The organism is Acinetobacter sp. S-1, from assembly GCF_059579785.1.
On the sequence record NZ_CM184207.1, the window covers coordinates 636144 to 648039 of the forward strand.

An 11896-nucleotide genomic window follows, 5' to 3' on the forward strand; every position below is an offset into this window, starting at 1 on the left:
AGAAGTTGTTCATATTTGCTAGTTGAGTGAAAAATTACCGAATTACAACGGAAATTGTAAGTAATTTTGTCAATAATTTACTTGATTAAAATTATCAAGCACTTGGAAAGTCTATCAAGTGTTTGTATGATTCAAATGTGAATAGCTTAAAAATAATACTGGGGTGAAAATATCTCAGGGGCCAATAAATTTAGGCTGAGCTTGAACAACAATTGTTATCTCTGGAGGATATCCATGAAATTGAGTCGTATTGCACTTGCTACTATGCTTGTTGCTGCTCCATTAGCTGCTGCTAATGCTGGCGTAACAGTTACTCCATTATTGCTTGGTTACACTTTCCAAGACAGCCAACACAACAATGGCGGTAAAGATGGTAACTTAACTAACGGACCTGAGTTACAAGACGATTTATTCGTTGGTGCAGCTCTTGGTATCGAGTTAACACCATGGTTAGGTTTCGAAGCTGAATATAACCAAGTTAAAGGCGACGTAGACGGCGCTGCTGCTGGTGCTGAATATAAACAAAAACAAATCAACGGTAACTTCTATGTTACTTCTGATTTAATCACTAAAAACTACGACAGCAAAATCAAGCCATACGTATTATTAGGTGCTGGTCACTACAAGTATGACTTTGATGGCGTAAACCGTGGTACACGTGGTAACTCAGAAGAAGGTACTTTAGGTAATGCAGGTGTTGGTGCTTTCTGGCGCTTAAACGATGCTTTATCTCTTCGTACAGAAGCTCGTGCTACTTATAACGCTGATGAAGAGTTCTGGAACTATACAGCTCTTGCTGGTTTGAACGTAGTTCTTGGTGGTCACTTGAAGCCTGCTGCTCCTGTAGTAGAAGTTGCTCCAGTTGAACCAACTCCAGTTGCTCCACAACCACAAGAGTTAACTGAAGACCTTAACATGGAACTTCGTGTGTTCTTTGATACTAACAAATCAAACATCAAAGACCAATACAAGCCAGAAATCGCTAAAGTTGCTGAGAAGTTAACTGAATACCCTAACGCTACTGCACGTATCGAAGGTCACACAGATAACACTGGTCCACGTAAGTTGAACGAACGTTTATCTTTAGCTCGTGCTAACTCTGTTAAATCAGCTCTTGTAAACGAATACAACGTTGATGCATCTCGTTTGTCTACTCAAGGTTTCGCTTGGGATCAACCGATTGCTGACAACAAAACTAAAGAAGGTCGTGCTATGAACCGTCGTGTATTCGCGACAATCACTGGTAGCCGTACTGTAGTAGTTCAACCTGGTCAACAAGCTCAATAATTTGAGTTCTTGAACAGTAAAAAAGCGACTCGTTAGAGTCGCTTTTTTTATGGCGATTTTTAAAATATTTAGTCATTTCTGTGTCTCCTTAATAATGACTTTCGATCTTGGTTTAAATTAGTTACCAATTACCTTTCTTCAATTGCTGTTTAGTGTCATGTCTATCTCTGCGATGTTGAGCACGAGGTTTTTCCGTTTCGTGCATACCACCTTTGTGAAGTAAAGGGGATAGAGCTACTTGATTACGGACTTTGATCTTTGGCATTTCTTTAATTTTCATGTTTTAACCTTTAATACATAAAACTTGTTTAAGTGTATGAACGACTTCAATGAGATCTGACTGATTCGCCATGACTTCATCAATGTCTTTATAGGCGCTTGGAATTTCATCGACAACGCCATTGTCTTTACGGCATTCAATACCTTGGGTTTGTTCAATAAGATCTTGCTGATTAAAAAGAACTTTTGCTTTACTTCTGCTCATCTTACGCCCAGCCCCATGAGAACAAGAACAAAATGATTCAGGATTTGCTTTGCCTTTAACGATATAAGATCGTGCGCCCATTGAACCTGGAATAATACCTAACTCATCTAAGCCTGCTCTAATTGCACCTTTTCGGGTAATCAATAGATTTTCGCCAAAATGTGTTTCACGGCTTACATAATTATGGTGACAATTAATCGCTTCTTTTGTCATTTGAAACGAAGGTAGAAGAGGTCGAATTGCTTCTAAGACTAATCGCATCATTTCTTTTCGATTTTCAAAAGCATATTCTTGTGCCCACTCTACAGCTTCTACATAATCATTAAAACTGTTTGAACCTTCAGCAAAATAACTTAAGTCTTTATCCGGTACATGACCAAAGTGATGCTGCGCTTCTTTTTTGGCTAACTCAATAAAGTAAGTACCAATAACATTACCAAGCCCTCTGCTACCTGAATGTAGCATTACCCATACGTCTTGATTTTCATCAATACATAACTCTATAAAGTGGTTACCACCACCTAAAGTCCCAAGTTGCTTTTGCCATGTTGCATCAAATTGTCGAAGCATACGAACAAGGCCAGGATGCTTTTTGATAATTGGCTCTAAGCGTTTTTCAAGTGGAATAATGCTGGAAGCCTTTGCCTTAACCTGTTTATGTAAAGCAAAGCCAACCGGGACTTTGCGTTCGATCGCATCACGCAAACGACTTAAGTTATCAGGTAATTGTGAAGCCTTTAAACTCAAGCGAATTGCATTCATTCCACATCCAATGTCAACTCCTACAGCAACAGGAATAATGGCGTGTCTAGTAGGAATAACACTACCTACGGTAGCACCTTTGCCCACATGCACATCAGGCATAACTGCAATATGAGAATAGATGAATTGCAGCTGTGCCATTTTCTTGAGTTGTTCGATACTTTCACTATCTATGTCTTGAGTGAAAATTTTAACAGGGACACCATAGAGTGCCTCCTTGTTTAATATTTTTTGTATGCCCATAATTTTTCTCTTATTTTTGTCCGAGCAGGCATAAAAAAACCTAGCGAATGCTAGGTTCTAAATTTAAGCATTCGGACAAGTGGTGTGAATTTGTACACTTGTCCGTGAGCTGACATCGTGCCAAATAATTTAATCTGTTTTACCTTGTGCTAATGGCATGATGTCCTCCTTATTTAAAAGTGCCGTTGAAAATCTGAACGGCATTTTACGCTTTTTAAATCAAAGATCAAGCTTTTGATTTTTGATTTACTTTAATGACCAGTTTTAATCTTGCTCAGGCTTCACATTCATTTGATCGTAAGAGATCAATTTGGTTTTATTTTTCCACTTATAGCCTAACCAAATGATCAAGAACAAAGGCAAGCTAATATAAGTTGAAAGTAAGCCTAACCAATCAATTTTTCCACCTAAAATGGCTTGATAGTTCTGCCCTAAAATGATGATTGAACAGAGAATAAAAGCAAACCAAGGGGCAAATGGGAAAAATTTGGCACGATATGCTAAATCTTCTAATTTATAGCCTTGAGCAATATATCCTTTACGGAAACGATAATGTGAAATCGCAATTCCTAACCAAACAATAAAACCGCACATACCCGACATATTGAGTAGCCAGTTAAATACTTGTTTTTCACCAATAAATGTCGTTAAAAAACAGAATGCAGCAATAAATGTCGTTGCGTATAGCGCGTTCATTGGAACGCCACGACCATCAAGTTTTGCAAACCACTTTGGTGCACGGCCTTCTTGAGCCATTTTAAACAACATACGAGTTGAGGAATACATGCCTGAATTACCTGCTGATAAAATAGCAGTAAGAATGACAGCATTCATTAAACTCGCAGCAAAAGCAAAACCTACTCTTTCATAAAGTAAGGTGAAAGGAGATAGTGCGATATCTTCAGTGGCAGCTGCTTGCAGTAAATTCGGGTCATCATAGGCAATCAGAGTGCCGATAATGAAAATACATAGGATATAGAATAATAAGATTCGCCAGAAAATCTGTTTGATTGCAAGTGGAATTGTCTTCTTTGGATCTTTTGATTCGCCAGCAGCAACTCCAACCATTTCAGTTCCTTGGAAAGAGAATCCGGCAATCATGGCGACACCAATCATGGCTTGTAAACCGCCTACAAAAGGTGCCTCTTTATAGGTCCAGTTTCCGAAAGTTGCCACACCTGGAGTTAGCATAATCTTGATGATCATGGCTAAGCCAATAATAATAAATGCAACAATCGCAATTACTTTAACCATCGAAAACCAGAATTCGCTTTCCCCAAATCCCTTTACTGTCATGGCATTGATCAGAAAGATAACGATAAGGAACAGGGCACTCCAATAGAACCCTGGAATATCAGGGAACCAGAACTTCATAATAAACTGAACCGCAACAAGTTCGAATGCAACCGTAATTGCCCAGTTATACCAATAGTTCCAGCCTAGAGCGAAACCAAAGCCTTCTTCGACATAACGACTGCCGTAAGTAAAAAAGGCGCCGGATGTTGGTGTATGAGTTGCAAGCTCACCTAAGCTGGTCATTAAGAAGTAAATCATAATGCCAATGAGTGAGTAGGCGAGTAGCGCTCCACCAGGGCCAGCGTTTGCAATGGTTGATCCAGAAGCAAGGAAGAGGCCTGTACCAATGGAACCACCAATGGCGATCATATTCAGATGACGAGCCCCAAGCTTACGCTGGAGTTTTTCAGGAGCATGTGTTTCGCTCATGGAGATTCCTTACATAGTTTGTTATGCACAGGCATATAACACCTTAAAGCCTTGATGATCAGTTTTAATCTGGCACTGACCAAAGTGCTTCTCAATTAAGATCGGATAGTTTAAAAAACGGTTTGCTACAATCCATAGCTCACCTGATGCCTTTAAATGTTTTTTAGCGTTCTGGCAGAGTCCTTCACTTGCATCATAGTTGGTATGAATACCTTGATGGAAAGGGGGATTACTGACAATGGCATCGAGTTCTGTTGGAGCGTCTGCAATTCCTGTAACAGGCTGCAATCTCAACTGGTCTGAACCTATTCCATTTCGACTAAAAGTCATTTCCGTTGACCGTAAAGCGAAAGCATCAATATCTAGGGCATGAATAATATTACTTGAATTTATTTTTGCCAAATAGCAACTGATAATTCCAGCACCACACCCGAAGTCGGCAATTCTACCTGATTTCACCTGATTAAGATAAGGGAGTAAAACAGCAGTTCCGACATCTAGATGATTTTGGCTAAACACACCGGGAAGGGCACAAATCGTAAGTTCTTGTTCATTAACGTGAACAGTGTAAGTTTTAAGCCAACTTTCGAGAGGTTTAAGCTGTTCTGTTTTTTCAATCTTTAAGTGCCATAGCTGACAGTGACGTGCACTATCAAGTTTAAGTACTTTGCCGAAACTTTGTAATTGTTTGGCAGCGCGTTCAACACCACCTTTTTTTTCACCTACTAAAAAAACAGACTGAGCAGTTTTAAGATTGCTCATTACGACATGCAATATGTAATTTAACAGTTCTTTAGATTTGGGAACAAAAATGACAGCTTGATCGAATTCTTGTAATGGAAACTCAACTGAGAAATGCGCATTTGTTCCACTATTTATAAAGCTCTGGTAGTCAGCATGGTTCCATGTCCAGACTGAAGCATCAATATCAGCTGGTAGTTGGCTAACTAAGGCATCATTCGGTGCATTAATGAACAAGATTCTACCTTTTAAATAGTCTTGCTGTCTTAATATCACTTCACTTCTAGGATCCATGTACATCTCTCATGAAGAAGAATGCCCAGTGGAAACTGGGCAATAATCAAAATTAAAAAATAGTTATTTGTGTGTTTCGGGAAGTACAACATTTAAAATTAATGCTGCTATACCACCTGTCGCTACGCCAGAGCTAAAAATATTTTTAAATAATTCTGGAAGGTGCTCCAAAATTTGAGGAACTTGAGCAACACCCAAACCTAATGCAAGTGAAATTGCGATAATTAAAAGTGCTCGGCGATCAAGGTGAATCGATGAGAGAATGTTAATACCTGATGCAGCTACGGCACCGAACATTACCATCACAGCACCACCTAATACCGCCTGTGGTACGGCTTGTATTACACCAGCTACTGCTGGAAATAAACCTAATAAAATAAGTAAAGCAGCAATCCAGATACCCACATAACGACTTGCAACCCCAGTGAGTTGGATGACACCATTATTTTGAGCAAAAACAGAGCTAGGGAAGGTGTTAAATAAACCTGCGAGTAAAGAGTTCGCACCATTCACTAAAACACCACCTTTAATACGTTTCATCCATTCTGGACCATTAACGGGTTGGTTTGAAAGTTTACTGGTTGCAGTCACGTCACCAATCGCTTCTAAAGATGTGACTAAATAAATAAAAGCCATTGGAATGAATAAGCCCCAAGAAAAGCTTAAACCAAAATGCATCGGCGTTGGAATCTGTACAAGAGGCGCATCTTTAATACCTGAGAAATCTAGGTAACCCATAAATCCTGCAAGAATGTAACCAATCACTAAAGCAATTAAAATTGCTGAGCTTTTAATCCACACCACTCGGATACGGTTTAGCACAATAATAATAGCAAGTACGGTACATGACATAATAAGGTTATCTGCACTTGCAAAAGTATGGTCTTGCATGGCTTGGTAGCCACCACCCATACTAATCAAGCCTTCCTTAATAAGTGTTAAGCCAATTAATAAAACAACAATACCAGTCACCAAAGGAGTAATTAATCTTTTTACCCATGGAAGAATTTGCGAAACACCCATTTCAATGAAGGAGCCAGCAATTACTACACCAAAAATTGCAGCCATAACTTGGTTTACAGGCGTTCCTGCGGCAACCATTGCACTACCAATACCAATAATTGGACCAATAAAGTTAAAGCTTGTACCTTGTACAATCAGAAGGCCAGCACCAAACGGGCCAACTTTTTTACATTGAAGAAATGTAGCAATACCCGAAATCACCAAAGACATCGATAAAATCATGTTGGTTTCGGTGCGTGATACGCCTAAAGCTAAACAAATTAAAAGCCCTGGTGTAACAATTGGTACAATAATCGCAAGCAAATGCTGGAAAGCTGCTAAAAAAGCGATCAAAGGTTTTGGTCGATCATCTAAGCCATAAACAAGGTCAAGATGGTCTTGAGAGTGTTGATTGGACATGGGTGTAGGTCCGCCGCAATTTTGCAAATTGGCGCTATTCTAATCGAGATACCTATCTTTACAAAACGAAATACAGGCTATTGGAAAATTTTTTTGTCAATGTCAATAAACTGTCACTACTCAAGAGTAGTGTTTTTCTGTATAATTTGCCCTCAAATTTCAGGCGTTTCGAATTTTCATGTCAGATATCAAAAATCTCCGTAATATCGCAATTATTGCGCACGTCGACCACGGGAAAACCACACTTGTCGATAAACTACTTCAGCAATCTGGTGCTCTCGGTGAACGAGCAGGCGAGATTGAGCGTGTCATGGACTCAAATGCGCTTGAAAGTGAACGTGGTATTACCATTCTTGCAAAGAACACTTCTATTACTTGGTTAGATAAACGTACTGATACAACTTACCGTATCAACATCGTGGATACCCCGGGACACGCCGACTTCGGTGGTGAAGTAGAACGTGTTATGTCGATGGTTGACTGCGTATTACTTTTAGTTGACTCTCAAGAAGGCCCAATGCCACAAACTCGCTTTGTTACACAAAAAGCCTTTGCTCGTGGTTTAAAACCAATTGTTATTATCAACAAAGTTGACAAACCAAGTGCGCGTCCAGATTGGGTTATTGATCAAGTGTTTGATTTATTTGATAACCTTGGTGCAACTGATGAGCAATTAGATTTCCCAATCGTTTATGCATCAGGTTTACGTGGTGTAGCGGGTCCTGCTCCAGAAGAACTTGCAGAAGACATGACTCCGTTGTTCGAAACGATTGTAGACATCGTTGAACCACCAGCAGTTGACGTTGATGGTCCATTCCAAATGCAGATTTCATCACTTGACTATAACAGCTTCGTAGGTGTTATCGGTGTTGGTCGTATTCAACGTGGTTCAGTAAAATTAAATACTCCTGTTACTGTAATTGATAAAGAAGGCAATACACGTAACGGTCGTATCTTAAAAATCATGGGTTACCATGGTTTAGAGCGTATCGATGTTGAATCAGCATCTGCTGGTGATATCGTATGTATTACTGGTATCGACGCACTTAACATTTCTGACACGATTTGTGATCCGAAAAATGTTGAAGCATTACCAGCTTTATCTGTAGATGAACCTACAGTATCTATGACTTTCCAAGTAAACAACTCTCCGTTTGCTGGTAAAGAAGGTAAATTCGTAACTTCACGTAATATTCGTGAACGTCTTGATCGCGAATTAATTCATAACGTAGCTTTACGTGTTGAAGACACTGACAGTCCAGACCGTTTTAAAGTATCTGGCCGTGGTGAACTTCATCTTTCAGTTTTAATTGAAAACATGCGTCGTGAAGGCTTCGAAATGGGCGTATCTCGTCCACAAGTAATCATCAAAGAAATTGATGGTGAAAGACAAGAGCCTTACGAAAACGTAACTTTTGACGTTGAAGAACAGCATCAAGGTGCTGTAATGGAACAAATGGGTCACCGTAAAGGCGAGATGACCAATATGGAAGTTGACGGTAAAGGCCGTATCCGTATTGAAGCAACTGTACCTTCACGTGGTTTGATTGGTTTCCGTTCTGAATTCTTGACCATGACTTCTGGTACAGGGATCATGACTTCAAGCTTCTCGCATTATGGTCCTGTTAAACAAGGTACTGTTGCGAAACGTCAAAACGGTGTATTGATCTCTATGGTTCAAGGTACTTGCTTGGGCTATGCATTGTTCAGTTTACAAGACCGTGGTCGTTTGTTCGCTAAACCACAGTTAGAAGTTTACGAAGGTATGATCGTGGGTATTAACTCTCGTTCAGACGATATGGTTGTAAACCCTACTAAAGCGAAACAATTAACTAACGTTCGTGCGTCTGGTACAGATGATGCTTTAACTTTAGTACCTGCAATTGAATATACGCTTGAACAAGCGCTTGAATTCATTGAAGATGACGAGTTAGTAGAAGTAACACCTAAATCAATCCGTATCCGTAAGCGTTACTTGACTGAAAATGAACGTAAACGTAACCGTGATAAATAATTTTTCTTAAATGAAAAAGAAAAAACCGCTAAATTAATTTAGCGGTTTTTTTAATCGTTATATTTGAAATTAAAGTGGGCTTAAAATCATATTTTTGTTGTAAGAGAATATGTTGTTAAAGTGTGAAATAACTTTCTTTTTTTGATAAAAATATTAAATTATCAATATCATGGCGAGTACTATCTAATTCGATAAGATGCCAATGAAAAAGAAAAATATGACGTGTTTCGGCCCCCCGACATCTGGAGATGTTTAGATGAGTATTATTCAAGAATTTAAAGAATTTGCCATTAAAGGCAATATGATGGATTTAGCCATTGGTGTGATTATTGGTGGTGCTTTTGGCAAAATCGTGGACTCTTTAGTAAAAGATATTATCATGCCGCTTATCACTGTAATTACTGGTGGTGGTGTTGATTTTTCACAAAAATTCATTGTATTAGGTGCAAACCCTAATAATTTACAATCTTTAGATGCTTTGCAAAAAGCAGGTGTTAATGTCTTAACTTATGGTAATTTCCTCACCATTTTAATTAACTTCATTATTTTGGCTTGGGTTGTGTTCTTAATGGTGAAATTATTAAATAGACTTCGCCGTGATAAAAATGAACCAGAAGCTCCAGCTGCAACTCCTGAAGATATTCAATTATTACGTGAAATTCGTGATGAGTTGAAAAAGCAAGCCTAATAAGATTTGAAATAAAAACGGTACCTTGAGTGCCGTTTTTTATTACTTCATATTTTATATTGGAATCAAGATATTGATAAAATTGCAAAATCGCAGATCAGACCAACTATGAATATTGAAAAAGGGATCAATTAATGAATCAGCTTTTTGTGTATGGAACATTATGTCCAAATAAAGCAAATGCTCATATTCTCGAACAGATTGGGGGAACGTGGACCAAAGCTTCGGTAAGAGGAATCATACATATTTTAGATTGGGGACCAGATCAAGGCTTAAAAGCAATTGTGTTAGATCCTCAGGCAGAGTGGGTAGAAGGCTATCTATTTAGCACAGAAAAACTTGCTGAAAACTGGCAGATGCTTGATGATTTTGAAGGCTTTCAATATGAACGAGTTATAGTAGATGTAATGCTTGAATCAGGGGAAATTGTTAAAGCTTGGACATATCAAATGAATGCTCATGCTAAAAATATTTAAATACAAAAGCTGACTTCACGAACTCAATTTTTCTCTTTTAGATCTAGTTTTAAAAATAATATATAGAGGCTCTTGTTTGAGCCTTTTCAAATCAATCAAATAGTCTTCGTTTTCTTTCTAATAACCATTAGTCCTTTTATCCAACCTTGCTTGGAATATAAGTGAGTGTGGAAAACTCACACTTAAAAAGGAATTTTAAATGAAGAAGTCTCCTTGGATTATTGGAACTACGTTTTATGCTATATCGCAAATTACTTTTGCTACTGAAATTGGAGGATATGTACGTACAGGCATAGGAGTTACAGAGAGCGGGGAATTACAAGAATGTTTTCAGCTCACTGGCGCACCTTCAAAATACCGTCTTGGAAATGAATGTGAACAATATGCGGAGCTATTTGCCAAACAGAATCTTCTAAAATTGAATGATAATTCTGAGATTAGTATTAATGGAATGCTTCAATTTTATAACCAGTATGGTCAAAGTTTAAGTTTTAGTGGTGACGATGGCTATACGCGCTTAAACCAGATCTATCTAGATTGGAAAAATATTTCTTATTTAAATGGAGCAAATCTTTGGTTAGGCAGAAGGTTTTATAATCGAAATGATATTCACATGTCTGATTTATTCTATTGGAACCAAAGCGGAACAGGGTTCGGGATCGATAATTATAAAATTAATGATCTGTCATTAAGCTATGTTTTCTCTAGAAAAGATAATGTATTTCAGAAAAAATATATTAATAGACATGACTTTACCATAAAAGACATTCAGCTAAATGGTACAAATAAACTCAATACAGGCTTATCTATTATTGATGCAGATCATACAGGTTGGGCCTTAACATTGCAGAATATAACTTCCGATGTCTTAAATGGTAAGAATACAGTTGCTTTGCAATATGGCGAAGGAGCAGGTATGGGGCTAAGTTATACTGGCAACCCTGAGTTGGACCGGGATAATTCTTCTTTAAGATTCATTGAAGTTTTAGATTGGGAATCTGAAAATAAAATTTTCAATGGACAGGCTCAATTTATATATCAAAAAGATAAATTTAAGAATCAGAAAGATAGCGAATGGTTTTCGATAGGCTCCAGAATGGCTTATGTTGTACAAGACCATTTTAAAATATCGACTGAAATTGGCTATGACCGGATAGATAGCAATGATCAAAATCGAAGCCTAACAAAATTGACTATTGCACCAACTTGGTCACTAAAAGAGACAGGATATTACGACAGACCTGAACTTCGGTTGTATTACACCTATGCTTTTTGGAACAAGGATGAACAAAATTTGAGAGATCGTTTATATCCTGATAGTGATTTTTATAACACAGGACATGGGTCAAATTTTGGCATGCAACTAGAATATTGGTGGTAAATTTAAAAAATAAAAGAGGTCGGTAAAGCCCTCTTTTATTGAGTAACTGGGCTATCGGTTATGAGTTTAAATTAACTTGTGAGGGGGCTTATCTTAAGCTACCCATTCTGAATTTAACTTCTAAAAGATGATAGCCAAATTGGCTTTTGATTGGGCCTTGTAACACACGTTCAGCAGCTGTAAAAACAACTTTGTCGATGACGGGCACCAATTGCCCTTTTTTGACTTCACCAAGTTCACCACCACGTTTTGCCGAATTACAGGTAGAGTATTGCTTGGCAAGTTTGGCAAAGTCAGCGCCACTTTGAAGCTTCTTTTTTAACTGCTCAGCTAAGTCTTTATCTTTAACTAAAATATGTCGGACAATTGCTGTTTGCAT

11 protein-coding genes are annotated in these 11896 nt (G+C 38.2%); 5 read left to right on the forward strand and 6 right to left on the reverse strand.

The features are described 5' to 3' along the window. Window positions 1-234: 234 nt before the first annotated feature. Complete coding sequence (gene omp38, locus AC52J8_RS03150) at window positions 235-1287, forward strand: outer membrane protein Omp38 (RefSeq protein ID WP_044100281.1); 1053 nt, start codon at window positions 235-237, stop codon at window positions 1285-1287. Between the two features lie 121 nt (window positions 1288-1408). Here the strand turns inward: omp38 and AC52J8_RS03155 are convergent, their stop codons facing one another. The 5 genes from AC52J8_RS03155 to AC52J8_RS03175 all read right to left on the reverse strand — a co-directional run bounded on the left by AC52J8_RS03155 (window position 1409) and on the right by AC52J8_RS03175 (window position 6958). Beyond that, on the reverse strand, window positions 1409-1567 hold the full coding sequence (locus AC52J8_RS03155; protein WP_044100283.1) for a hypothetical protein: 159 nt from the start codon (window positions 1565-1567) through the stop codon (window positions 1409-1411). Between the two features lie 3 nt (window positions 1568-1570). Next, window positions 1571-2776: an RtcB family protein gene (locus AC52J8_RS03160; protein WP_086611486.1), complete on the reverse strand. Its 1206-nt coding sequence runs from the start codon at window positions 2774-2776 to the stop codon at window positions 1571-1573. A 264-nt stretch (window positions 2777-3040) separates the two neighbouring features. After that, complete coding sequence (locus tag AC52J8_RS03165) at window positions 3041-4501, reverse strand: amino acid permease (protein ID WP_014207587.1); 1461 nt, start codon at window positions 4499-4501, stop codon at window positions 3041-3043. Window positions 4502-4522: 21 nt separating this feature from the next. Next, complete coding sequence (locus AC52J8_RS03170; protein WP_002116028.1) at window positions 4523-5536, reverse strand: methyltransferase; 1014 nt, start codon at window positions 5534-5536, stop codon at window positions 4523-4525. Between the two features lie 63 nt (window positions 5537-5599). After that, window positions 5600-6958 carry a uracil-xanthine permease family protein gene (locus AC52J8_RS03175; RefSeq protein WP_002116159.1) on the reverse strand — a complete coding sequence of 453 codons (1359 nt, stop codon included), beginning with the start codon at window positions 6956-6958 and terminating at the stop codon, window positions 5600-5602. 178 nt (window positions 6959-7136) lie between these two features. Between AC52J8_RS03175 and typA the strand changes: the two genes are divergently transcribed. The 4 genes from typA (at window position 7137) to AC52J8_RS03195 (ending at window position 11517) form a co-directional block, all read left to right on the forward strand. Further along, window positions 7137-8972: a translational GTPase TypA gene (typA, locus tag AC52J8_RS03180; protein WP_002116501.1), complete on the forward strand. Its 1836-nt coding sequence runs from the start codon at window positions 7137-7139 to the stop codon at window positions 8970-8972. A gap of 256 nt (window positions 8973-9228) precedes the next feature. Next, on the forward strand, window positions 9229-9660 hold the full coding sequence (gene mscL / locus AC52J8_RS03185) for a large conductance mechanosensitive channel protein MscL (RefSeq protein WP_014207584.1): 432 nt from the start codon (window positions 9229-9231) through the stop codon (window positions 9658-9660). Window positions 9661-9794: 134 nt separating this feature from the next. Further along, entirely contained in the window at window positions 9795-10136 is a 342-nt protein-coding gene (locus AC52J8_RS03190; protein WP_017385594.1) for a gamma-glutamylcyclotransferase family protein, read from the forward strand. Between the two features lie 199 nt (window positions 10137-10335). After that, window positions 10336-11517, forward strand: a complete 1182-nt coding sequence (locus AC52J8_RS03195; RefSeq protein WP_057070583.1) for a maltoporin — start codon at window positions 10336-10338, stop codon at window positions 11515-11517. Between the two features lie 88 nt (window positions 11518-11605). Here AC52J8_RS03195 and AC52J8_RS03200 read toward each other — a convergent pair whose 3' ends face one another. After that, complete coding sequence (locus AC52J8_RS03200) at window positions 11606-11896, reverse strand: peptidylprolyl isomerase (protein WP_002051379.1); 291 nt, start codon at window positions 11894-11896, stop codon at window positions 11606-11608.